Origin of the sequence: Nocardia sp. XZ_19_385 (assembly GCF_015355755.1) — a bacterium.
Taxonomy (GTDB): domain Bacteria; phylum Actinomycetota; class Actinomycetes; order Mycobacteriales; family Mycobacteriaceae; genus Nocardia.
In genome coordinates this window covers 1,201,329-1,226,298 of sequence record NZ_JACVEE010000002.1, presented here as the reverse complement: position 1 = coordinate 1,226,298, position 24,970 = coordinate 1,201,329, and the positions used below count along the sequence as shown (strand labels likewise).

Sequence of the window (24,970 nt, the reverse complement as noted above, 5' to 3'; positions counted from 1 at the left end):
CCTCTATGCCGATGTCCACGAAAGCTCCGACCCCCGCACCGACCACCGACAGCGGTCCCGTCGCCAGTGAGAACGACAGCGTTTCCGCTGCCGCGACCTTCACGTTGCCGACGCGGACCCGGTCGCTGACCGGTTGGGGTCGCACCGCACCGACCTCGTCCGAAGTGCTCACCACCAGCGATCCGGAAGTGATCGCCAGGGCTGTTGCCATGGTGGCGGAGGACAACGACAGCAAGCCCGCACATCTGCGGCGCGGTGTCATCGCGCGCGGCCTCGGCCGCTCCTACGGTGACCACGCCCAGAACGCGGGCGGCCTCGTCGTCGATATGACCGCGCTGAACAACATCCACCGCATCGACCGCGATACCCGCATCGTCGATGTGGACGGTGGCGTCAGCCTGGACCAGCTCATGAAGGCGGCCTTGCCGTTCGGGCTGTGGGTCCCGGTCCTGCCCGGCACCCGCCAGGTGACGATCGGCGGCGCCATCGCCTCCGATATCCACGGCAAGAACCACCACAGCGAGGGCAGCTTCGGCAACCATGTGCGCTCGATCGATCTGCTCACCGCGGATGGATCTGTGCACCACATCACGCCCAAGCGCAACGCCAAGCTGTTCTGGGCGACCGTCGGCGGCAACGGGCTCACCGGCATCATCCTGCGGGCCACCATCGAGATGGCGCCGACGGAGACCGCGTACTTCCTCAACGATGGTGTGAAGACCGCCACCCTCGACGAGACCATCGCGGCGCACAGCGACGGCAGCGAAGCGAACTACACCTACTCCAGCGCGTGGTTCGACGTGATCAGCCCGCTGCCGAAGCTGGGTCGCGCCACGATCACCCGGGGCCGCCTCGCCAAGCTCGACGAGCTGCCCAAGCGGCTGCAGAAGAAGCCGCTGAAGTTCGATGCGCCGCACCTGATGACGGTGCCGGACATCTTCCCGAACTTCACCATGAACAAGCTGACGCTGTCGGCCATCGGTGAGGCGTACTACGCCATGGGCGGGAACTACACCGGCAAGGTGCAGAATCTGACGCAGTTCTACCACCCGCTCGACATGATCTCGGAGTGGAACCGCGGCTACGGCTCGAACGGCTTCCTGCAGTACCAGTTCGTGGTGCCGACCGAGGCGATCGAAGAGTTCAAGCGGATCATCATCGACATCCAGGCATCCGGGCACTACTCGGCGCTGAATGTGTTCAAGCTGTTCGGCCCGGGTAACCAGGCGCCGTTGAGCTTCCCGATGCCGGGCTGGAACATCTGCGTGGACTTCCCGATCAAGCCGGGCCTGAACGAGCTGGTCACCGAACTCGACCGCCGCGTCATGGAATTCGGCGGACGGCTCTACACCGCGAAGGACTCGCGCACCACCGCCGAGACCTTCTACAAGATGTACCCGCGGATCGACGAGTGGATCAAGGTCCGCCGAACCGTCGACCCCACAGGCGTTTTCATGTCCGATATGGCGAGAAGGCTGGAGCTGCAGTGATCAATGCCGTTGGTAACCCGCAGACGATTCTGCTGCTCGGCGGGTCCTCCGAGATCGGCCTGGCGATCTGCGCGGAATACCTGAAGAAGGGTCCCGCCCACATCATCCTGGGCATGCTGCCCAATGATCCACTGCGCGAAAAGGCTTCGGAGCAGCTGTACGCGGCCGGCGCCAGCAAGGTCGGCATCATCGACTTCGACGCGCTCGACACCGACAGCCACCCCAAGGTCATCGACGCGGCCTGGGACAGCGGTGACGTCGACGTCGCCATCGTCGCCTTCGGCCTGCTCGGCGACGCCGAGGAACTCTGGCAGAACCAGCGCAAGGCCGTGCAGATCGCCGGAATCAACTACACCGCGGCGGTTTCCGTCGGCGTGCTGATCGGCGAGAAGATGAAGACACAGGGCTACGGCCGCATCATCGCCATGTCCTCGGTGGCGGGCGAGCGGGTGCGCCGCTCCAACTTCGTCTACGGCTCCACCAAGGCCGGTCTGGACGGTTTCTACCTGGGTCTCGGCGAGGCGTTGCGTCCGCATGGGCCGCGCGTGCTGGTCATCCGGCCCGGCCAGGTGCGCACCACCACCACGCTGGAGCACTGGAAGGCCACCGGCGCCAAAGAGGCCCCGTTCACGGTGGACAAGGAAGAGGTTGCCGCGCTGGCGGTTTCGGCTTCCGAGAAGGGCAAGGAGCTGATCTGGGCGCCCGGCCCGGTGCGCTACCTGATGTCGGTCATCCGGCACATCCCGCGTCCGGTCTTCCGCAAGCTGCCGCTCTGACGTAGAACGCCGAACAGCCCGCGCACCTGAATGGTGTGCGGGCTGTTTCGTTTTCAGCGGTAGCTCAGGCCTCGGGTTCCGGATCGAGCCGGTTCCAAGCCAGGATCAGGCCCGGCGTGCAGCCGCCGGTGAGCAGCGTCGCGAGGACCATGACACCGCCCGCGTAGGCGGACTGAAAGGTGCTGATGTCGGGGAACACCGCCGACACGAAGATCAGGTAGAACACCGGTGGCAGCACCAGGCTCTGGGTGACCGTCAAGCCGATGGAACGGGCTGTATTGCGTTGCGCGACCTCGAATTCGTCGAGTGCCGCCGCCGGCGCGGTGTCGTGCACGTGCGAGACGATCCGCAGCATGCCCCACACCGGAACGAAGATCAGGGCCGCCGGAAGCAGGGCCAGGGCCGCCCAGCGCACATCGAAGGCGCACAGCAGGCCGGCGACGAACATGACGGCGAGCGCGAGCACCACCGTGATCGCCAGCACGCGGCGGCGGCGCCGGGTGCGCCAGCCGGGCAGCATGCCGGACAGGCGCTGCTCCTGAATCTGCCAGCGGCGGACGCGGTAGTCCTGGTAGCGGTCGAGCAGGCCGTGGGTCGTGGTTGTCATGGCCGTCCTTTCGTGTAGATCTCGGCCGACAGCGGGGTGAACTCGGCCCGGGCGAATACGGCCTCGATCGGCAGGCCGAAGACATCGCAGATCCGCATGGCGAGATCGAGGCTCGGATAGTGATCGCCCCGCTCCAGCGCGCCGATGGTCTGCACGTTCACGTTCACTGCCTCGGCCAGGGTCGCGCGGCTCATCCGATGTTCGGCCCGCAGCACCGCGATTCGGTTGTAGATCGGGAGGGTTTCTCCCCGTCTGACTGGGCTCACACAACATAGTGTTGTGAAAACCCAACAACATGTCAAGTAGTTACCACAAACCACAGGTCGTACGTGGTCGTTATTACCGCTCGGCGAGGCGCTGCCGCCACTCCTCCGTGGCCCGCCGCAGCGCCTCGTTCACGTGGATAAGCAGTGCGGCGGAGTCTTCGAAGCGGGTGCCCGCGGGAGTGTCCGGCCCGAGAATCTCGGCCGCACGCCGCGATTCGGCAGCGAGGGCTTGCTGCATCTCCACGGAGGCGAGCAGGTTCCGGAGCCAGATCTCGTCGTCGAGCACATAGCGTTCGCGGCGGCCGCCGGGCACACGTTCCCGCTTGAGCATGCCCTGCTGTTCGAGCCACGCGACGGCGTGCGAGATCGACGCCGGGCTGACCCGCAGCCGCTGCACGAGTTCGCCCGCGGTGAGTGCGCCGGAGTCGGTGATGTGCAGACAGGCCAGCACCCTGGCCTCCATCCGAGGCAGACCCTGCCCGACGAGCTGAGCGGTCCACGCGTCGGCGATTTCCTGCACCGCCCGGGGGTCACGCCCGTAGCCGGGATCGGGGAGTTCCGGCTCCGGCGGCTGCGCCCGCTTCTGGCGGCGGGCGCGCTCGCCGGTGTCCTTCTGCGCCCGGTCGGCCCGGTAATCACCGGGTCCGCCGTTGCGGGTGACCTCTCGCATGACGGTCGAGGCCGGCCGATCCAGCCGCCGGCCGATTTCGGCGTATCCGAGCCCCTCGGCCAGCCCCGCGGCGATCTGCCGACGGTCCTCGTTGGTGAGCCTGCCTCCGGGCATCGGTACCGATCCTTCGCTGTCGACATACGCGGAGCTCAGCGGCCCGCTTCCGCGGTCAGTATGCAGCAAAACGCATCTCATTGCAAAGGACTGGAGGTGTCGCGGCATTGCGTTTATCAACATTGCCATTGCAAATGCTCGAACAATGTGGCGTGGAGCTGGATAAATACTTCTTCATTGCGTATTGACAGTTCTATGAACGCAACGTACTGTTCTCCTTGTTCAGAGATTCCCGAACAGCCGGGAACTCGGAGATCGAAACCCTGATGCAAGGAGATTGAAATGACCACCACGACTGCGAACCCCACCGCTTCGACCGCTACCGCTTGGTCCGGGATGGTCGCGGTGGAGGACACCGCGCTGTCGGTGACCGACACGGGCGGCGCGGGCGTGCCGGTGATCTACATGAACGGCGCCTACGCCAACACCAAGCCGTGGAAGAAGCTGCTCGCCGAACTCGGTGACGGCTACCGCCACATCACCTACGACAAGCGGGCCCGCGGCAAGTCCCAGACCTCGGCCGACTACTCCTTCGAAGCGTGCCTGCGCGATGTCGACGCGGTCCTGGCCGCCGCCGGTGTGCAGCGGGCGATCCTGGTGGGCTGGTCCTACGGCGCGACCCTGGCCGCGCACTGGGCCGAGGCCAACCCCGACCGCACCATCGGTGTGGTGGCCGTGGACGGCGCCATGCCCTACGGGCTCACCGGCGAGGAAGGCCGCGAACACATCCGCAAGCTGTTCCACAAGATGCGGTTCCTGTTCCCGATCTGCCGCCCCCTCGGGTTGGCCGCGAAGATGAACGTCACCGAGCACACCGACGTCGCCATCGAGATCAACCAGATCTGCGCCGACATGGCACCGACCCTGAACCAGATCAGCCGCCCGCTGCGGTATGTCCTGGCCTCGGGTTCCAACCTCGGTGGCAGCGAAGAAGAAATGGCCGCCGCCCGCGCCTCACTCGACCCCGTCTTGGCCGCCAACCCGAACCTGACCATCCACGCCCAGGTTCCGAGCAACCACTCCCACATCCTGCGCAAGGACTTCAAAGCCGTCGCCGCAGCCGTCCGCGACACCGCCGCCGATGACCAGAACTAACCGGCCCCGCTACCGCACAGCCCTGACCCTGACCGCCTTCCGGACCCATCGAACCCCCTCCACCCCAACCAATTTCAAGGAGAACACCATGTCCATCACCCTCACCGACCAGAACAAGACCACCCTGCGCACCGCCGCCTACGGCGCGATCTCGTTGCTCGCCGCCGCGAGTGCTTCCCCGCACAAGGCCGCGACCGCGGGCACCACCGCCCTGTATTCGGCGACCGGAACGGTCGGTCACGTCCTCGCCGCCAAGTCGAAGGACATCCAGCTCGACGGCAAAACCGTCGCCGAACTCGCCGACCAGGTATTGCCGGCCCTGACCGAATCCGTGCACCTGCTCGGCGAACTGGATCCGGCCGAGGCCGAAAATTTCCGCAGCATCATCGCCACCGCAATCGACGCAGCCACCGCCAAGGCCGAACCCAGCCCGGTCACCACCCAAATCACCGGCAAGATCACCGCGGCGCTCAACGCTTGATGGGATCCCGCCCCGGACAGCCGCCATTTGTCAGGGGGTCCACTCCGGACCCCCTGCCACGGCCGCCCAGCGCGCCTGCGGACGGAACATGAAGGCCCCGAACGGAACATCGTTCGGGGCCTTCGTGCTGCTTGCCCCGATCAGGTGAGACCACAACGCACGCGGTGTGAGGCGATTCCACCTCCCCAGTACGCGACCACTCTCAGTGCCGAACTACGCAGGGCGCGCGGCCGCACGGTCGGCCCGCAGCGGTACAGCCGACGCGCACGCAGGAGTGACGGCCGGGGGTTGTGGCGGACTGCGGGTGGTGATCATGGGGCACTAGGCTGACGCGACGGCTTTTCGGTCTAGCAAGACGACAGAGGGAAACCCGGAGGGGCTATGAGCAGCACCGTTACCGAGACTGGCACGGCGGCGACACCTGGGCGGGTGGGGTCGGCGGTTCGGCAGGTCGGGGCGGGGCTGGGGGAAGCGGTGCTGGCGGCGGTTGTCGCTGTGGTGGTCGCGGGGGTGGGGCTTTTCGCGTTTTCGCTGGTGCAGTGGCCGGCGTTCAACTCCTCCAATGTGACTCGGGCGTTGACCACGGTGGGGCAGGTCGGGGCGGCGGTGCTGCTGATCGCGGCGATCTGGCTGTTGCGGGCGCGGAAGTGGCCGTGGGTGGCGAAAGTGCTGTCGTGGGCTGGGATTTCGACGTTCGTGACGGTGACGCTGGGGATGCCGCTGGCGGCTACGAAGCTGTACCTGTTCGGGGTTTCGGTTGATCAGGAGTTCCGCACCGAGTATTTGACGCGGCTGACCGACAGTGCGGCGCTGCGGGATATGACCTATGTCGATCTGCCGCCGTTCTATCCGGCCGGGTGGTTCTGGGCCGGTGGGCGGGTCGCGAACGTGCTCGGCATGGACGGGTGGGAAGCCTTCAAGCCGTATGCGATCGGGTCACTGGCGGTGGCGGCGGTGTTGTCGCTTGTGTTGTGGTCCAGGCTGATTCGGTCCGATTGGGCGGTCGCGGTGACCGCGGCGACCACCGCGGTGGCGATCACTTGGGCGGCGCCGGAGGCTTACAGCGCGGTGATCGTGATGCTGCTGGCGCCCGCGCTGGTGCTGGCGTGGGGCGCGCTGCATCGCCCGGAGGCGGCGGGTGCGGAGCGGACGGCCGGGGGCTGGGGTGCCGTGGTCGGCACAGGCCTGTTCCTGGGGATGGCGGCCACTTTTTACACACTGCACTTCCTGGTCGCGGCGTTCGCGGTCGCGCTGATGGGTTTGCTCGCCGCCTGGCAGGCGATTCGCGCGCAGCGGGCTGTCAACAATCCGCGGGGTGCGAATACCGTTGCCGGGGCGGATCGTCCGGCCTGGAAGGCGGCGGTGCCGCCGTTGCTGCGGCTTGTCGCGATCGCGGTGATCGCCGGGGTGATCGCGGCGATCGTGTGGCTGCCGTATCTGCTGGAGACGCTCACCACGAAGTTGCCGGGTTCCGGGACGGCGCTGCATTACCTGCCGGAAGCCGGGGCCGAACTGCCGTTGCCGATGGTGGAGTTCACGCTGCAGGGCGGACTGTGCCTGATCGGCACGATCTGGCTGGTGCTGCGGGCCGGGTCGTCGCGGCGGGCGCAGGCGCTGGGGATCGGCGTGCTGGCGATCTATCTGTGGACGCTGCTGTCCATGGTGGCGACCGCGGCGGGGACCACGCTGCTGTCGTTCCGGTTGGACGCACCGCTGAAGGTGCTGCTGGCCGCGGCGGGCGCATTCGGGTTCGTGGAGGGTGCGCGGGCGCTGTACCAGGCGGTCAACGAGCCAGCGGTGTTGAAGCCGGTCGCTGCGACGCTCGCGGTGCTGGGCGCGCTGGCCTTCGCACAGGACATTCCGCATGTGCTGACGCCCGAAATCATTACTGCCTACACCGATACCGATGGCGACGGAGTGCGCGCGGACAAGCGCCCGCCCTCGGCGGTGGCGCACTATCGCGAAGTGGACGCGGCGCTGCTGGCGCAGACCGGGCGGCCGCGTGATCAGTCGGTGGTGCTGACCGCCGACACCAGCTTCCTGGCCTTCTACCCCTACTTCGGATTCCAAGCCCTGACCTCGCACTACGCGAATCCGTTGGCGGACTTCCCAGCTCGCGCCGCGCTGATCAAGGACTGGAGCCGGCTGGAGTCCTCCGACGAGCTGCTCAGCGCGCTGGCGAAGAGCCCGTGGCGGGCGCCCGACGCGTTCCTGTTCCGCCGCAGCGGCGACAACTACACCTTGCGCCTGGCCCGCGACGTCTACCCGAACGACCCGAACGTCGAGCGCTACCAGGTCGCCTTCCCGAAGACCCTCTTCGCAGACCCGGCCTTCACCACCACCGACATCGGCCCCTTCACCTTGGTCACCGTGCGGACCTAGCGGCGACGGCGGCCCGGCCGAGTGGGTCGTTAGAGTGAACGATCGTGCGAGCGGACCGATCGACTTCAGCGTTCAACCGTTACCGCCTGATCGCCCTCGTCTCCGGGCTACTCGGATTCGTGCTGGCGCTACTGACGCCGGTCTTACCGGTCGAGCAGGACAAGGCGACTCTGGACTGGCCGCAGGCGGGCAACAGCACCAGCGTGGAAGCGCCGCTGGTGTCTTATGTGCCGCTGCGGTTGCAGGCCGAGTTGCCGTGTTCAGTGCTGCAGAGTCCCGCAACTGCTGAGGGCGCGACGCGGACGTTGTTGTCGACGATTCCGGTCGGCTCCGGAAAGGCCACCTCCAAAGGCCTGGTGGTCTCGATAACCGACGGCAACCTGTCGGTGCTGCAACGCGATGTGCCGCTGCTGTCCGCGCCGGTCGCGGAGATCGCGGGCTGCGGTTCGATCAACATCGATGCGACGTACACCCGGACCGCCGTCGAATTCCTCGGCGCGAAACGGGAAGACGGCACCCCGTTCCAGAACACGGTCACCCGTGACATCCGCCCGCAGGTGGTCGGGGTGTTCACCGAGCTCGACCAGTCCCAGCTGACCGGTGCGCATCTGCACGCCGACATCGACTCGCGTTTCACCTCCACACCCAGCCCTTTGAAGCTGGCCGCCATGATCGCGGCGGCGATCTTCACGGTGATCGCGCTGATCGCGCTGCATCTGCTCGACAATTCCGACGGCCGCCGCGCGCGCCGGTTCCTGCCCGCGCACTGGTGGCGGGTCACCCCCGCCGACGGGGTAGTGCTCGGCACGCTGCTGCTCTGGCACTTCATCGGCGCGAACACCTCCGACGACGGCTACATCCTGAACATGGCCCGCGCCTCCGAGCACTCGGGCTATATGGCCAACTACTACCGCTGGCTCGGCGTCCCCGAGGCGCCGTTCGGCTGGTCTTACGAAGTGCTGTCCTGGATGACGAAGGTCTCCGCCGCCAGCCCGTGGATCCGCCTGCCCACGTTGCTCGCCGGAATCTTGTGCTGGCTGGTGATCTCGCGTGAGGTGCTCCCCCGCCTCGGCGCGCGGGTGCGGCGGCACAAGATCGCGCTGTGGACCGCCGGTCTGGTGTTTCTCGCCTTCTGGCTCCCCTACGACAACGGCCTGCGCCCCGAACCGCTGATCGCCGCCGGCGCACTGCTCACCTGGTGCTCCATCGAAAGGGCCACCGCCACCGGCCGACTGCTGCCCGCGGCGATCGGCGTGCTGATCGCCGCGTTCTCGCTGGCAGCCGGTCCGACCGGCCTGATCTGTGTGGCCGCGTTGATCGCCGGTTCCCGCCCGGTCCTGGAGATCATCGTCAAGCGCGCCCACGGCAAGCGCCCGCAGCAGATCGCCGCCGATGCCTACGAATCCGAAAGTGCTGCACCGGCTTCGGAAATCGCCGATACGGCCGAGGTTTCGGGGATGCCCCAGGTGTACGCCGCGGACTCGGCCGACCCGGCGAGCAGCTCCCGGCTCACCACCTTCTTCCGATACGCCGCCCTGATCGCACCCGGCCTCGCCGCCGGAAGCCTGGTCCTGGCAGTGGTTTTCGCCGATCAGACCCTCGCCACCGTGATGGAGGCGACCCGCGTCCGCACCATCATCGGCCCGAACGTCGCCTGGTTCGACGAGCGCACCCGCTGGGATTCGCTGCTGATGCTGTCCCCCGACGGCTCGCTGGCCCGCCGGTTCGGCGTGCTGATCATGCTGCTGGCACTGCTGGTCTGCGTGCTGCAGGTACTTCGCAAGGGCCGAATCCCGGGGACCGCGCGCGGCCCGTCGGTACGGATCCTCGGGATCGTGTTCGCCTCGCTGCTGCTGATGATGTTCACGCCGACCAAGTGGACGCACCATTTCGGTGTGTACGCCGGCCTGGCCGGTTCGCTGGCCGCGCTGGCCGCGGTCGCGGTGGGCAGCGAGGGTATTCGGTTCCGGCGCAACCGGGCGCTGTTCGCGGCGGCCGTGCTGTTCCTGCTGGCGATCACCTTCACCGGCTCCAACGGCTGGTGGTACGTCTCCAGTTACGGCGTGCCGTGGTGGGACAAGGCGCCGCTGGTGGCGGGCAAGGGCATCTCCACGTTGTTCCTGGGCCTCGCGGTGCTGGCGCTGCTGTGGGCGATCTGGGAGCACTATCGTGCGCCTTACCAGACGGCCGTCCACACCAGGCGTTTCGATCGATTCGCGTCCGCGCCGCTGACCATCGCGGCGGCGCTGCTGGTGCTGTTCGAGGTGGCCTCGCTGGCCAAGGCGGCAGTCACCCAGTACCCCGCGTACTCCATCGGCAAGTCCAATATCGAGACGCTGCAAGGTGATCCGTGCGCCCTGGCGAACTCGGTGCTGGTCGAAACCAATACACCGGACTCGCTGCTGCAGCCCTACGACGGCTCCCCCGCCGACGGATTGTCCGCGGAAGCAAAGGGATTCACCCCGAACGGAGTCGCGTCCGACCTGACCGCCGATCAGGAGGAGACCGTCTCCGGCGGCGCCAACTCGATCAGCAAGGACGAGAACAAGACCAGCAACACCACCGGCGCGGGCACCGGCGGCGGCACCACCGAGCAGACCGGAATCAACGGCAGCACAGTCGCTTTGCCGTTCGGGCTGGATCCGGCGCGCACGCCGATCATGGGTAGTTACAGCAGCGGCGCGCAGGAGCAGGCCAAGCTGACCTCGCAGTGGTACCGCCTGGATCTCACCGACAGCATGCGCGACGACCCCGCCTACCAGGTGCTCACCATCACCGTGGCGGGCCGCATCCGGTCGGTGGACGCCGACGGCGTGGTCACCTACGGCCAGGAACTGCGCCTGGAGTACGGAACCCGCGACGCCGACGGCCAATTCAAGACGCCGCCCGGTTCCCTCGACCCGATCGATGTCGGTCCGAACCCGTCCTGGCGGAACCTGCGCGTCCCGCTGGACCGCCTGCCCGCGGGCGTGAACGCGGTGCGCCTGGTCGCCGTCGACAACGACATCACCCCGAAGCAATGGCTGGCCGTCACCCCGCCGCGGCTGCCCCGCCTGGCCACCCTGAATTCCGTGGTGGGATCCGCGGACCCGGTGCTGCTGGACTGGCACGTCGGCCTGGCCTTCCCCTGCCAGCAGCCCTTCGATCACCACGACGGCGTCGCCGAGGTGCCGAAGTGGCGCATCCTGCCCGACCGGGTCGGCTCGGACGCCTCCAACGCGTGGCAGGACGACATCGGCGGCGGACCGCTCGGCTGGACCAGCCTGCTGCTGCAGGCCGAAACCATCCCCACCTATCTGGACCAGGATTGGGGCCGGGACTGGGGCGCACTGGAACAGTTCACGCCCTACGACCCGGCAGCCGACCCGGCGACCATCGGCGCCACCGTCGTGAACCGCTGGGGTATTTCCAAGGACACCCCCATCCGGATCCCCTGATCCGGACCCGTCGCCCCGGCTCCGATCGAGCCGGGGCGGCGAAATGGCTACCGGCACGCTACCGACCGTGCTATCACTTTCTGGACATATCTGACAGTTGCCGCCCGCCCCACCCGGGGCGGCGTTTACTTTTTGTCAATATTCCGGCCGGGTTACGCCGGGGGGCCGATTCCAAGATCATGAAAGCGGTTGGGGCACTGCCCGTTTCGTACCGATGACACCTTCGTAACCGATGATTCGAAATAGAGACGAAGGCGCGTCCGGGACGTAATGTGTGCAGTATGACAGCGGCGTTCGATGACATGGGTCTGCGCGATCTGGTCGATCTGCTCACCGACGAGGAGCAATCGGAATTGCGTCCGGAAGTACTGCGGGTTCTCGGGCGCTTGCCCTCGCAAGAGGTGCTGCGGCGAGAGCTCGGCCGGCGCATGTTGAAGGTATAAATCACCACTCACAGAAGTAGGCCCGCTGAGAGTTGCTCAGCGGGCCTACTTCTCGTGCTACGGGCGGGCTAGAAGACCCGCATCAGCCCGGGCGACCAGAAACCCCAGCGGGTTTCGGTGCCGGTTTCCAGCTGCGCCGCGGTGGCGGGCAGGTACTGGTCGTAACGTTCCAGCGAACCCCAGTCCCGGGCCCAGTCTTCCTTCAGATAGGTCGGCAGGGTCGTCGACTTGGCCAGCATCTGACTGAAGCCGAGCGGCCCGCCGAACTCCTCGGCCTGCCAGGTGTTGGTGGAGCTGATGGCCAGCGGCCGGTCCGGCAGGATGCGGTACTTCGGCACCTGGGCCACGCCGTTCTTGTGCAGGAACGGCTGCTGGCACGGGAACTGCAGGCCGACCGCCCAGTCCTCGAGGATCGGCTGCTCGGAACCCAGGAAGTTGTTGAGCGACTCCAGCTTCGGCATGCGCGGCGGCGTGAACGCCAGCCACTGGTCGCCGATCAGGATCGGATCGTTGGCGACGATGCGCACCGAGTCCGCCTCACCCGGGATCTCCGACAACGGCACCCGCAGGTTGCGCCAGGACGGGAACGGGCCGATATCGCGCGGCAGGTAGTCGCCGAGCTTGCCCACCGAACCGTCGGGCAGGCGCTTGCCGTACTCGACGATCAAGGTCTGGCCGTAGTTCATGTCACCGGTGTCGTCGAAGGACATGATGCGGCCCGCGGCGGAGATCACCACGAGCGGCTTGTCCGCCGACCGCTGCCCGAGCTCGTACCAGCTGGAGGTCAGCTTCGCGGGCTGCTGCACTCCGGGCTGGTAGCTACCCATGATGGGGGTGGTCGCCGGATTCAGGCCGAACGGCAGCGCGACATTGGAACCGTTCACACCGACCGCGCCCTTACCGCCGCCGGTGCCCGCGCTCTCACCCTCGGCGAAGGCGGCGCCGACGGACTGGGTGGAGGTGTTGCCGGTGCCCGGCTTCACCTCGACGCTGTCGGCGGACAGGTCATCCGGCACGCCGTTGGGATCGAAGCCGACCGGCGCCACACCGGCCAGCGGATCGTCGCCCTTCGGCGGGTTCGCCGGATCGATGATCGGCTGCAACCGGCCCGCGTTCGGATCAGCTTCCACCAGCACGTCATTGGCCAGGCCACACGAATTACCGCTGATCGCATCGATGTTCGAACGCGCCAGCGAATACGCGGGGTACTGCGCGTAAGCGCCCTTGACCAGCGAGAGCACCTCCAGCGCCACCATTGCGGCGGCGACAATGGTCAGCGGAATCGCAGCGAACTTCCGGATCCTGCGACCGCGCTCGGACTTCGGTGAACTCTCCGGTTTGGCGTAGCCCTCACGCAGCGCGTGCCAGGCGACCAGTGCCAGCGCAAGACCGAACAGCAGCAGCATCAGAGTGTTGCCCTGATAGCCCTGCAGCGAGATCCGCTTGTCGAACCACGGCACCCCGAAGCTGGACACGTACCAGTAGCCGTTGATGCCGGAGAACGACACCGCGAGCACGAACAGCAGCCCGGCCAGGAAGATGGCCCGGTTCTTGCGATGCCGCAGCGCGGTGGCCGACACCGCGACCGCGGTCACCGCGGCCAGGGATCCGGCGATGCCCGCGTACGCGCCGAAGTGGTGCGTCCACTTCGTCGGGTTGAACATCATGAAGAAGATGGTGCCGAAGACGATGCCCATCAACCGCCAGGTCGGGCCGCTCGCGATGCCCGCCACCTGACGGCGGCGCAACAGCACCAGCATGGTGGTGAACAGGCACAGCAGCATCGTCAGGAACGCGAACCGGCGCGGCAGCGAACCGTCCACCGTTTCCACGAACAGGTAGTAGTAGCGCAGGTAGTCCTCGTACCAGGCCAGGTTCGGGCCGGTCGCCTGCCGCACCCGGTTGGCTTCCTGGATGGCCGAGAAGGTCTGGTCGCTGTAGACCACGGTCAGCACGAGCACGCCCGCCGCCGCGATCGGCGCGAGTAAGGGCAGGGTCGAACCCCACCAGGGCGAGGCGCCGAGCTTCATGAAGTCGCGCCGCCTGCGCACCACGATCCGGATCAGCGGGCGGATACCGGCGAGCAGCGCCGCCACACACATCAGACCCGTCGGCGCGGCCGCCAAGGTGAACGCGGCGATGAGCACCGCGGCCGCCGCGGGCAGCAGCCGCCCGGTGGCGATGGCGCGTTCGATCGAGACCCAGGTCAGCAGCGCGCCCAGCGCGACGATCGGCTCCGAGCGCAGGCCGTTGTCATAGGGCAGCCAGAACGCGAGGAACACCAGGCCGCCGGTCCACAGCGCCACCTTGCTGTTGCGCACACCGCGGCCGAGGCGGGGCACGACCTCGCGGCTGATCACCATCCAGCAGAGGATCGCGCAGATCAGCGCGGGCACCCGGACCCACGGGCTGGCGGTGGAGATCTCCGCGAACGCCTGAATCACGTAGTAGTACCAGCCGAACGGCGCCTCCGGGACGCCGTACCAGCGGAAGTAGTTGGCCATATATCCGGCGTGCGGTGCGACCCGCACCATGCTCAGGATGTAGCCGTCGTCAGAGGTGTTGGCGCCGATGAAATGCCACACCAGCAGCGTGCCGATCACCGCGCCGTCGGCCCAGGTCGGCTTCAGCCACCGCGCCGGGAAGAAACGCCGATGCCCGCGGCCGTCGCTGGTGTCCAGCTTGGCCAGCGCGCCCAGCGCGATCAGCGTCAGCAGGACCGCCGCGATCATCGCGACCAGCTTGATCACGCCGGGGCTCGTGCTGAAGCGGGTATCGATGGTCGTTTCGAAGGACAGACCGGCGGGCGCCGCGCCACGCAGATCCGAGAACACACCGACGATCTGCGGCCGATGATCGCCGTGCAGGTCACCGACCAGCGGCTCCTTCACGATGACGGAATCCGCGCCCTCGACCTGCTTCTCCACATCGCGGGTGAGGCCGGCGAACTCGGCGCGGGTCTTCTCGCTGTTCGAGGTGATCAGGATCGAGGAGCATTGCCCCATCTCCGACCGCGGAGCGGACGCCACCACCGCATTGCGGTCCACCACATCGACGGTGTCGGTAGACACGCGCACGAACATCGCTTCCAGCGCCGCCTGATCGCCCTGCGGCGGCGCGGTCGCCAGCAGCATGCCGCCCTGCTCCGGCAACGACTCCACCGCCGAACACGGAATCGCGGCCGTCAACTCCATCGGCACCTGCGACATCAGCGGCGCGGTGACATTGCCGAGCTGTCCGCTCTGCGGCCAGGTCAGCGTCGCCGTGGTTTGCGTGACCGGAAGAAACGGTGTGGCCAGCGCCAGCAACGCCCCTATCAGGCCCGTGATCAGCGCGATCGCGCGCGCGGTCCGGAAATCGCTAGCGGCGACCGCCGGAGCGGGGGCCGGGCGTTCGAGTACAGCTGTGGCGGCGTCTGACACGGTTGGCAATGCTAGCTGGAGTGGTGCTCGAAAGCCCCCTCGACCGATAGCTGAAACCCCGAAAAAGGACCCGAGTGGCTGACCACGGACCGGGTATTTGGCAGGGTGGGGGTATGACCAAGGTGAATCTCGTGACGAATTACGGCCCGATCGTGCTGGAACTCGACGATGCCCAGGCACCCGGCACCGTGCAGAACTTCGTGAGCTACGTGAATTCCGGCCACTACAACAACACCATCTTCCACCGCGTCATCCCGAACTTCATGATCCAGGGTGGCGGCTTCGAACCGGGCATGAAGCAGAAGGGCACCCAGGCGCCCATCCAGAACGAAGCCAACAACGGGCTGAAGAACAACAAGTACACCGTCGCGATGGCCCGCACCAACGACCCGCACTCGGCCACCGCGCAGTTCTTCATCAACACCTCCGACAACGACTTCCTGAACCACTCGGCGCCGACCCCGTCGGGCTGGGGCTACACCGTCTTCGGCAAGGTCGCCGAGGGCACCGAGGTCGTCGACAAGATCGCCGCCGTCTCCACCGGCTCCGCGGGCATGCACCAGGATGTCCCCGCCGACGACGTCGTCATCGAATCCGCCAGCATCGCCTGATCTTTCGCAGGCAAAACGCGAATCGGGCCGTCTCCCTTGGGAGTACGGCCCGATCTCGGGGCTACATCGGGATCAAGTGGTGTTTGCGTGGGTAGCTCACGACCTTTTTGCCCTGCAACATCTTCAGGGCCTTGCGCAGTTCCAGGCGGGTCGCCGACGGCTCGATGACCGCGTCGAGGTAACCGCGTTCGGCCGCCAGCCAGGGGGTGGCCACGGTGGCGTTGTAGAAGTCGATCATCTGCTGACGCATACCCGCGCGCTGATCTTCCGGCATCGCCTCGATCTGTTTGCCGCCCATCAGGCTGACCGCGCTCTCGGCGCCCATCACCGCGATCCGTGCTGTCGGCCAGGCCAGATACACATCCGAACCCAATGCCTTGGAACCCATTACGGCCCAGCCGCCGCCGTAGGCCTTGCGGACCACCACCGTCACCTTCGGCACCGTGGCCGCCCGGTAGGCGAACAAGAACCGGCCGCCGCGTTTGATGACGCCGATCTTCTCCTGCTCCACGCCCGGCATGAAGCCAGGGGTGTCGACAACCAGCACCAGCGGAATCTCGAACGCGTCGCACATCCGGATGAAATGCGCCGCCTTGTCCGACGCGGCCGCGTCCAGTGCACCCGCGTAATGCATGGGCTGGTTGGCGACCACGCCGACCGGACGGCCGTCCACCCGCGAGAAACCGGTGATGATGTTCTGCGCGACCTGCCCGCCGACTTCGTGGAAGGCGCCGTCGTCGAAGATCCGCAGCAGCACCTCGTGCATGTCGTAGCCGGCGTTGTCGGAGTCCGGGACCAGCGTGTTCAGCGAAAGATCGGTGTCGGTGATCTCCGGTTCCAGACCGGGATTCACGATCGGGGGCAGCTCCACGCAGCTCGACGGCAGATAGCTCAGGTAGTCCCGCACCCATTCGAACGCGGCCTTCTCATCGACGGCCACGTGATGGATATTGCCGTAACTGGCCTGGCTGCGTGCGCCGCCGAGTTCTTCGATGCTCACGTCCTCGCCCGTGACCTCGCGAATCACCTTCGGGCCGGTCACGAACATGTGGGCGTCCTCGGTGGCGACCACGACATCGGTGCAGATCGGCTGGTACACCGCGCCACCGGCGCAGTTGCCCAGGATCAGCGAGACCATCGGGATGTACCCGGACAGCGGCTCCATCGCGTTGGCCAATTGGCCGTACCAGTGCAAAGAGGTGACAGCCTCCTGCACGCGGGCGCCGCCGGAGTCGTTGATGCCCACCAGCGGGCAACCGATCTTGGCCGCGAACTCCATGGTGGCGACGATCTTGCGGCCGAACATCTCGCCGACCGAACCGCCGTACACGGTCTGATCGTGCGAGAAGACAGCGACCGGACGCCCGTCCACCAGGCCGTGGCCGGTGACCACGCCGTCGGAGTAGAGGGCGTTCTTGTCGTTCGGATTGCGCACGAGCGCACCGATTTCCACGAAGGAGCCCGGATCCAACAGCATGTTGATCCGATCGCGGGCGCTGGGGATACCCTTCTTCGCCCGCTTCGCCACCCCCGCTTCACCCGTCGGCTCCTGCGCCAGCTCTAAACGCTGACGCAGGTCGGCGAGCTTCTCGGCAGTCGTGCTCACTTGGCTCCCTTCGCCTCGATCTCCGCGAGTTTCGCGGCGAGGTCGGTACCGATCTTGCCAATGCGCGGTTCGTCGACGATCTGCAGGTGGTCGCCGGGGATGTGCACGACCTCGAGGTTCGGGATGAACTCCTCCCAGCCGCCGTTCGGGAGACGATCGGCGAAGCGGGGCTCCAACTCGATCGCGCCGTCGTGGTAGCGGTCGGCCAGGTAGAGCACCACGTCGCCGTCGTAGTTGCGCGGCTGAACCTTCTGCAGCTCACGGTTTTCCAGCCACGAGGTGCGCTGGTGTTCGAGCACGCCGCCGGGGATCTTCGCGCCGCTCAGCTTGACCAGGTCACCGATCATCTTGAACTGATCTTCGTCGCTGGCCGCGGCCAATTCCTCCAGCTGGTCACGATCCAGTTCGTGCGGCACGTTGTAGGTCTTCTTGGCGAAGGCCTGGTAGCGCTCGATGCGGCGCACCCGCTCCTCCGGACTGTTGTCCTCGGGCTTCACCGTGCGGGCGAGGTCGATGAGGCCGATGGTGCGTACGTCGGCACCCTCTTCCCGCAGCAACTGCCCGACCTGCAGGGCGAGCACCGCGCCCAACGACCAGCCGTACAGCACGTACGGACCGTCGCCCTGGATCTTGCGCAGTTCCGGCAGGTACTCACGGGCCCGCTCCTCGATGGAGCCGTCCACGCGCTCGAAGCCATACATGGGGGTGTCGGCGGGGAGCTTCTTCAACAGCGGTTCGTAAACCAGCGTGTTGCCACCGGCCGGGTGGAACACGAAGACCGGCACCGCGTTCGAGCCCTCGGTCCGAGCGCGCAGCGGGCGCACGAAACCATCCACATCCACACCGCTGTCCTGCAGGTTGCGCACGATTTCGGCGAGCGCCTCGATGGTCTCGCAATCGAGCACGTCGTCGACAGTGATTTCCGCACCCACCCGCTCAGTGAGGCGCGCCGCCATCTTCTCGGCGACCTCCTCTTCCAGGATCGGCAGGGTGTTGAAGATGCCGCCCGCGGACTTGCCGGTCACCAGCGCCCAGGTTCCGTAGGCCAGGCGCTCGGCGGCGTCGCGTGGCGGGACGTCGTCCTCGTCGGCCTCGTAGGCCACGCCGCCGAGGACAGCGTCCCCGGCCACCGGAGCCGATTCGGTCGTCACGGCGGCGTCCGCGACCAGTGCACCCGCCGCGGACTCGATCGCTTCCTTCTTCGCCGCAGCAGCGGACTCGACCGCGTCCCTCTTCGCCGCAGCAGCGGACTCGACCGCGTCCCTCTTCGCCGCAGCAGCGGACTCGACCGCTTCCTTCTTCACCGCAGCCGCGGACTCGACCGCATCTTGCTTCGCTTCTACCGCAGCGGCTTTCGCGATGGCCGCCGGATCCTCGCCCGCCTCCATCGCAGCACGCGCCTGATTCACGAAGTCCGCGTCGATGGTCACCTCTTCGCCCGCGGCCTGCCGCTCGGCGATCGCGGCCACTTCGTCGCGGTGCTCGATCGCATAGCGCAGCACCTTGCCGACCTCGGTCAGGTTGGCGTCACGCACGGCCTGGATCTGCAGCTGCGGGATATCGAATTCGTACTCGACGCGGTTCTTGATGCGCATCGCCATCAGCGAGTCCAGCCCGAGCTCCATCAGCGGGATCTCCATCGGGAGGTCCTCCACCGCGTAACCCATGGACTCGGCGACGATCAGCGCGAGCCGGTCTTCGAGCTTCTGGCTGCCGTTCGGATCCCAGCGGTCACCGAAGCTCTCGACGACCGCGACCTCGGTGGTCGGCGTCGCCGTCTGAACCGGCTGCACCGCAACGGGTTCCGGCAGCGGAGCGCCCGAGGTGACGACACCGTCGAACAGCAGCTTGAAGGAGTTGCCCTCCTTGGCGTGCACCTGCGCCGCCGCACCACCGGGGTACGGAGTCAGCGTCGTGGTCAGCGTGCCGGTCACCGGAACGGGCGCGTAAGCGTAGGACGCCCCCGCCTGCACATCCGAAAGCACCTGCGCGGCAGCCGCGTTCACCAGTGCGCCGAGATCGGTGACGGCCGCGGCCTGCACCTCCCACACGTGCCGGCCGTCGGGCAGCGACACGTGCGCCCCCGGCACCTTGGCGTTGCCGGAACCGGTGCTGAGCGCCTTGCCCTTGGGCCAGAATTCCTTGCGCACGAACGTGGTTCGCGGAATATCGGCGTAGGGACCGGCGGGCAGCAGCGACGACAGGTCGACGCGGTGGCCGTTGACGTAGAGCTGCGCCAGCGCCGAGATCACGGCAGCCGACTCGTCTTCCTTGCGCTTCAGGGTCGGAATCAGCGCGGCGTTGGGCACACCCGCCGCGAACGTCGTGCCCATAACCTGCATGAGCGCAACGGAATTCGGAGCGAGCTCGAGGAATGTGGTGATGCCGGAGTCCACCGCGGCGCGGATCGCGTTGGTGAAGTACACCGAGCCACGCATATTGGTGACCCAGTAGTCCTCGTTGTGCACCGGCTCGTGGCCGGCCTTGTAGACGGCGCTCTTGTGCGCGGTCGAGTACAGGTCGACCTGCAGTGCGGTGGGCTCGATACCGGCCAGTTCGGCGGCTAGTTCGCCGAGCAGCACATCCATCTGCGAGGTGTGGCCGGCGCCGCGGGTCTGCAGGACGCGCGCGAACTTGCCCTGCTCCTCGACCTTCGCGACGATCGCGTGCACCTGATCCGGCGGTCCGCCGATCACGGTGTTGGTGGGCGCGGCGAACACCGCGAGCTCGATCTCCGGGAAGTCCGGCAGCATCGCCTCGACGTCTTCGGCGCTCAGCTCGACCAGCGCCATGTTGCGCACCTGGTCGTCGGTGATCATCTGCTCGCCCTCGGCCATCAACCGGCCGCGCGAAACGATCACGCGCACAGCGTCTTCCAGCGGCAGGCCACCGGAAATGTAGGCGCCCGCGACCTCACCCTGGGAGTGACCGACTACGCCGTCCGGCTCCGCGCCGTGCGCGCGCAGGATGGCCGCCAAGCCCGCCTGGATGGTGAAGGTGCCGACCTGGCCGGTGCCGATATCCCAATCCTGGGCATCGTCGAGGATCATCTCGCGCACCGAATACCCGGCCTCGTCGACGACGAGTTCGTCGATCTTGTCGACGGTCGCGCGGAAGATCCGGTTCTCGGTGTAGAGCTGCTTGCCCATCTTGCGGTGCTGGGCACCGAAACCGGCCATCACCCACAGCGGACCCCGTGCGGCCGGAGCGTCGACGGTGAAGACCCCGTTGCCCGGCTTGCCCGCGGCGATCGCACGCAAACCGGCGACCGCTTCCTCATTGTCCTTGGCGATCACCACGCCGCGCGACCGCCAGTGGCTGCGCTTGGCGAGGGACCGAGCCACGTCTTCCAGCGGCACATCCTTGCCATCGGCTTCGAGCCAGTCGGCCAGTTCCTGTGCGGCCCGGCGGCGGCGCGAGGGCAGATAGCCCGATACCGCGAGGATGACCGGCAGCGGCTCCTCCCGATCGGTCCATTCCGGCTCCGGCACGGCGTCGGCGGCGATCGCGGTGGCCTCGGCCACCACATCGGTGCTCGAGACTTCGGCGTCGATGTCCTCGTCGCGTTCGGCGGCGGGCACGACCGGCGTCGGCTTGTATTCCTGCAGCACGACGTGCGCGTTGGTGCCGCCGAAGCCGAAACCGGAGATACCGACGGTGGCGGTGCCGCTGTAGCGCGGGTACTCGGTCGGCTGGTCGACAACCTTCAGGTGCGCCTGCTCGAACGGGATGAACGGGCTCGGGCCCGCGTAGCCGAGGTTCGGCGGAATGACGTTGTGCTGGAACGACATCACGACCTTGGCCAGGCTGGCCGCGCCGGCACCGGACTCCAGGTGACCGAAGTTGGTCTTCGCCGAACCCAGCAGCGCGGGCTTGTCGGCATCGCGGCCGCGGCCGATCACCCGGCCGAGCGCCTCGGCCTCGATCGGGTCGCCGATCGGGGTGCCGGTGCCGTGCGCCTCGATGTAGTCGACGGTGGACGGCTTGATGCCCGCGTCACGGTAGGCGCGGCGCAGCACATCGGCCTGCGCCTCCGGGTTCGGCGCGAACAGGCCGTTGGAGCGGCCGTCGCTGTTGACCGCGGAGCCCTTGATCACGGCGAGGATATTGTCGCCGTCGCGCTCGGCGTCGGCCAGGCGCTTGAGCACCACCAGGCCCGCGCCCTCGGAGCGCACCATGCCGTCGGCGTCGGACGAGAAGGCCTTGATATGACCGTCTTTCGCGACCGCGCCGTTCTTCTCGAATCCGAGGGTCGCGACCGGCGCCAGAATCATGTTCACGCCACCGGCCAGCGCCAGGTCGGCGTCGCCGTCGCGCAGCGCGCGCACGGCCTGGTGCACCGCGACGATGGTCGAGGAGCAGGCGGTGTCGATGGTGATCGACGGGCCGCGGAAGTCGAAGAAGTAGGAGACGCGGTTGGCGATGATGCCGGTGGACGCGCCCAGCAGGGCGTAGGCCTCCGCCGAGATCGGCACGTTCGGGTCGATGTCACCGAGGCCGAGCGCGGCGATCAGCTGGAAGTCACTGGTGGACGAGCCGACGAACATGCCGACGGCTTCGCCCCGGAGGTCGCTCGCCGGAATCCGGGCGTGCTCCAAGGCTTCCCAGGTCAGCTCCATCATCAGGCGCTGCTGCGGGTCGACCCGCTCGACCTCGACCGGCGACATCGCGAAGAACTCCGCGTCGAAGCCCTTGATCACGTCCTGATCGAGGTAGCCGCCGAGGGTGTTGGACTCCTCGACGATCTGCTTGACGCCCGGGTCCGCGGTGAACTCTTCCCAGCGGCCTTCCGGCAGCTCCCTGATGCCGTCGCCACGGCCGATCAGGAAATCCCAGGTCGATTCGGGAGTATTGCCTGCGCCGGGCAGACGCGTGGACAGACCGACGATGGCGATGTCATGCGCTTCGCCCGGGGTGTAGCCCGCGTAGAACGCGTCGTCGGCGACTGAGTCCTCTGGCAACTCCGGCACACCGTTGACGACAACCTCGGCCAGCGAGCCGATGGTCGGATGCTGATAGACGACGGTGGCGTTGAGCACCACACCGGTGAGCTCTTCGATGTCACCACCGAGCGCGAGCGCGTCCCGCGAGGCCAGCCCGAATTCCTCCATCGGCCGATCCACCGTGATGTTCTCCAGCGGTTGACCGGTCGCCTCGGATACCCAGCGCCGCAACCACTCTCGCAGTTCCGCCACCGAGATATCCGGGTTCACCGCATCCTTGGCAGGTGCGGCGGTCTCCGGGACCGCCGGGATTTCGGCGGCGTCGGTCGTCTGGGTGGGTGTGCCCTCGTTGTCAGCCATCAATTCCTCAAGCTACCTGTCTGCGTACCGGGCGCGCCGCGAATTGACGCCCGGCTGTTACCCCGCGCGCAGTCGCCCGGGCGTGGATTACGAGCGACTTGCCAAGCACATTACTTACCCGCCCCGCCGGAGTCGCCGACTGCCAACCCCCAAAGCGCCCGCGGGGTGAAGCCGGTGCCGAGCGTCGTCGATCGGCGGCCGGGCTCATCCTCTTCGGGCAAGTGGTCCGGCGATCTACTCGGCATCCGGTGCGTCGGGGAACGCCTGCTGGGTGTAACCGCCCCGCAGCGTGCCCTCCAGATATGCGGCCTTGCAGGCGCGCCGGGCGATCTTGCCGCTGGAGGTACGCGGGATGGAACCCGCGGGCACCAGCAGCACGTCGCGCACGGTGACACCGTGGCGCTGCGACACCGCCGCGCGGACCGCGTCGGCGATCGGCAGCGGGTCGGCCTTGCCGGCGCCGGGGCCACGCTCGGCCACGATCACCAGTTGCTCGGAGGCGTCGTCGGCGTCGAACTTCAGGCCCGAGTGGCTGCCCTGCGCGAAGACCTCGGCGGGCAGCTGGTTGGCGGGCACCGAGAACGAGGCCACGAAACCCGGGCGCAGCGCGGTGGAGGCTTCCTGCGCCGAGAACTCGAGGTCCTGCGGGTAGTGGTTGCGTCCGTCGACGATCACCAGGTCCTTGACGCGGCCGGTGATATATAGCTCGCCTTCGAAGTACACGCCGTAGTCGCCGGTGCGCATCCAGTTGGCGTCTTCCGGGGTGCCCTCGGCGTGGCTGTCCTCGGGGTTCCGCTTGCTGATCTTGTTCTCGAAGGTCGCGGCGGTCTCGTCCGGGCGAGCCCAGTAACCGATGCCCATGTTGTTGCCGTGCAGCCAGATCTCGCCGACCTGACCGTCGGGCTGCTCGTGGCCGCCGTCGCCGTCCACCGTGGCCGGATCGACGATCGCGGCCCACTGGGATAGCGCCACATAGCCACAACTGACCTGGGCGATCGAGTTCTCGGTGCCCTGCTCGACCTTCACCATGCGGCCGGCGTTTAGCTCGTTGCGGTCGACGTAGACGACCTTGGCCTCGTCCTCGGCCTTGGTCGCGGAGACGAACAGCGTCGCCTCGGCCATGCCGTAACAGGGCTTGATGGCGGTCTTGGGTAGGCCGTAGGGGGCGAACGCCTCGTTGAACTTCTTCATCGAGGAGACCGTCACCGGCTCGGAACCGTTGATCAGACCCAGCACGTTCGATAGGTCCAGCGACTCACCCGGCTTCGGCAGACCACGCGCGGCGGCGTGCTCGAACGCGAAATTCGGTGCGGCGGCGAAGGTTCCGGCGCCGTCGGAGACCGCCGCCAGTTCCTTGATCCAGCGGTACGGGCGGCGCACGAACGCGCTCGGCGACATGATGGTGATGTACTTGCCGCCCACCGCGGGCAGGATCACCGTCAGCAGGCCCATGTCGTGGAACAGCGGCAGCCAGGTGACGCCGCGCGAGCTCCAGTCCAGGTTCAGCGCCTTGACCATCTGCAGCAGGTTGGTGCCGACCGCGCGGTGCGTGATCTCCACACCGGCCGGGACCCGGGTGGAACCCGAGGTGTACTGCAGGTAGGCGATGTCGTCGACCTTGCTGTCCGGGCGCACCCAGCTCTCGCCGACGCTGTCCGGAATCGCGTCCACCGCGATGATGCGCGGGCGCTGCGCGGCGGGCAGGGCGCGGAAGAACTGACGCACCCCGGCCGCGGAGGAGCTGGCGGTCAGGATGGCCGACGGGGTGCAGTCACCGAGGACGGCGTGCAGGCGGTCGGTGTGACCCGGCTCGTCCGGATCGAACAGCGGCACCGAGATGCAGCCCGCGTAGATCGCGGCGAAGAAGGAGATCACATAGTCCAAGCCCTGCGGCGCCAGAATGGCGACCCGGTCACCGGGCTTGGTGACCTGCTGCAGTCGAGCGGCCACCGCGCGCAGCCGAACACCGAACTCCTGCCACGTCAGCTCATGCACTTCACCGTCGCGTTCCCGCGAGTAATCGATGTAGCGGTACGCGAGCGTATTCGCGTCATTGCGGGTGTGCTTCTCGACGTGTTCGACCAGGGTGCGACCCTCGGGAATATGAATCTGCCCGGTTTCGTCCAGGTAGTCGTCGAAAGTCTCTTCCATTCCTTCTTCTCCTCCGAGGCACACGCAGCAAGACGGCCTTCGCCGCTGTTTACCTGTGAGGCCCCGACTCGCTATCGCCCGCGGGTCGCTCTACATGCATGAGCCAGCCTGCAAGA

At 67.2% G+C, this 24,970-nt stretch carries 15 protein-coding genes; 8 read left to right on the top strand and 7 right to left on the bottom strand.

Going from position 1 to position 24,970, the window contains the following annotated elements:
- Window positions 1-5 precede the first annotated feature (5 nt).
- Both IBX22_RS18330 and IBX22_RS18325 read left to right on the top strand, forming a co-directional pair.
- Complete coding sequence (locus IBX22_RS18330) at window positions 6-1,490, top strand: FAD-binding oxidoreductase (RefSeq protein ID WP_194816762.1); 1,485 nt, start codon at window positions 6-8, stop codon at window positions 1,488-1,490.
- Window positions 1,487-2,266: a decaprenylphospho-beta-D-erythro-pentofuranosid-2-ulose 2-reductase gene (locus tag IBX22_RS18325; RefSeq protein WP_194816761.1), complete on the top strand. Its 780-nt coding sequence runs from the start codon at window positions 1,487-1,489 to the stop codon at window positions 2,264-2,266. Before IBX22_RS18330 ends, IBX22_RS18325 begins: the two co-directional genes overlap by 4 nt.
- A gap of 64 nt (window positions 2,267-2,330) precedes the next feature.
- Here the strand turns inward: IBX22_RS18325 and IBX22_RS18320 are convergent, their stop codons facing one another.
- The 3 genes from IBX22_RS18320 to IBX22_RS18310 all read right to left on the bottom strand — a co-directional run bounded on the left by IBX22_RS18320 (window position 2,331) and on the right by IBX22_RS18310 (window position 3,923).
- Window positions 2,331-2,873 carry a hypothetical protein gene (locus IBX22_RS18320; protein WP_194816760.1) on the bottom strand — a complete coding sequence of 181 codons (543 nt, stop codon included), beginning with the start codon at window positions 2,871-2,873 and terminating at the stop codon, window positions 2,331-2,333.
- A complete protein-coding gene (locus tag IBX22_RS18315) occupies window positions 2,870-3,139 on the bottom strand; it encodes a helix-turn-helix transcriptional regulator (RefSeq protein WP_194816759.1) in 270 nt (89 codons plus the stop codon). The genes IBX22_RS18320 and IBX22_RS18315 overlap by 4 nt, the downstream gene beginning before the upstream one ends.
- A 73-nt stretch (window positions 3,140-3,212) precedes the next feature.
- Entirely contained in the window at window positions 3,213-3,923 is a 711-nt protein-coding gene (locus IBX22_RS18310) for a helix-turn-helix domain-containing protein (RefSeq protein WP_194816758.1), read from the bottom strand.
- Window positions 3,924-4,205: 282 nt separating this feature from the next.
- Here IBX22_RS18310 and IBX22_RS18305 point away from each other — a divergent pair, with 282 nt between their 5' ends.
- From IBX22_RS18305 to IBX22_RS18285, 5 genes are all read left to right on the top strand, one after another.
- Window positions 4,206-5,018: an alpha/beta fold hydrolase gene (locus IBX22_RS18305; RefSeq protein ID WP_228538859.1), complete on the top strand. Its 813-nt coding sequence runs from the start codon at window positions 4,206-4,208 to the stop codon at window positions 5,016-5,018.
- Entirely contained in the window at window positions 5,005-5,499 is a 495-nt protein-coding gene (locus IBX22_RS18300) for a hypothetical protein (RefSeq protein WP_228538858.1), read from the top strand. Before IBX22_RS18305 ends, IBX22_RS18300 begins: the two co-directional genes overlap by 14 nt.
- Before the next feature lie 381 nt (window positions 5,500-5,880).
- The gene (locus IBX22_RS18295) at window positions 5,881-7,881 is read left to right on the top strand and encodes a galactan 5-O-arabinofuranosyltransferase (RefSeq protein WP_194816757.1); all 2,001 of its coding nucleotides are present in this window, start codon (window positions 5,881-5,883) and stop codon (window positions 7,879-7,881) included.
- A 44-nt stretch (window positions 7,882-7,925) separates the two neighbouring features.
- A complete protein-coding gene (locus IBX22_RS18290; RefSeq protein WP_194816756.1) occupies window positions 7,926-11,318 on the top strand; it encodes an arabinosyltransferase domain-containing protein in 3,393 nt (1,130 codons plus the stop codon).
- A gap of 281 nt (window positions 11,319-11,599) precedes the next feature.
- Window positions 11,600-11,761, top strand: a complete 162-nt coding sequence (locus IBX22_RS18285) for a hypothetical protein (protein WP_194816755.1) — start codon at window positions 11,600-11,602, stop codon at window positions 11,759-11,761.
- 68 nt (window positions 11,762-11,829) lie between these two features.
- Here the strand turns inward: IBX22_RS18285 and IBX22_RS18280 are convergent, their stop codons facing one another.
- A complete protein-coding gene (locus IBX22_RS18280) occupies window positions 11,830-15,192 on the bottom strand; it encodes an arabinosyltransferase domain-containing protein (RefSeq protein WP_375540250.1) in 3,363 nt (1,120 codons plus the stop codon).
- 104 nt (window positions 15,193-15,296) lie between these two features.
- Here IBX22_RS18280 and IBX22_RS18275 point away from each other — a divergent pair, with 104 nt between their 5' ends.
- Entirely contained in the window at window positions 15,297-15,794 is a 498-nt protein-coding gene (locus IBX22_RS18275; protein ID WP_194816753.1) for a peptidylprolyl isomerase, read from the top strand.
- Window positions 15,795-15,855: 61 nt separating this feature from the next.
- Here IBX22_RS18275 and IBX22_RS18270 read toward each other — a convergent pair whose 3' ends face one another.
- The 3 genes from IBX22_RS18270 to fadD32 form a co-directional block, all read right to left on the bottom strand.
- Complete coding sequence (locus IBX22_RS18270) at window positions 15,856-17,400, bottom strand: acyl-CoA carboxylase subunit beta (RefSeq protein ID WP_194816752.1); 1,545 nt, start codon at window positions 17,398-17,400, stop codon at window positions 15,856-15,858.
- On the bottom strand, window positions 17,397-22,703 hold the full coding sequence (gene pks13, locus IBX22_RS18265) for a polyketide synthase Pks13 (protein WP_194816751.1): 5,307 nt from the start codon (window positions 22,701-22,703) through the stop codon (window positions 17,397-17,399). The genes IBX22_RS18270 and pks13 overlap by 4 nt, the downstream gene beginning before the upstream one ends.
- Before the next feature lie 234 nt (window positions 22,704-22,937).
- Window positions 22,938-24,854 carry a long-chain-fatty-acid--AMP ligase FadD32 gene (gene fadD32 / locus IBX22_RS18260; protein ID WP_194816750.1) on the bottom strand — a complete coding sequence of 639 codons (1,917 nt, stop codon included), beginning with the start codon at window positions 24,852-24,854 and terminating at the stop codon, window positions 22,938-22,940.
- Between the last annotated feature and the right edge of the window lie 116 nt (window positions 24,855-24,970).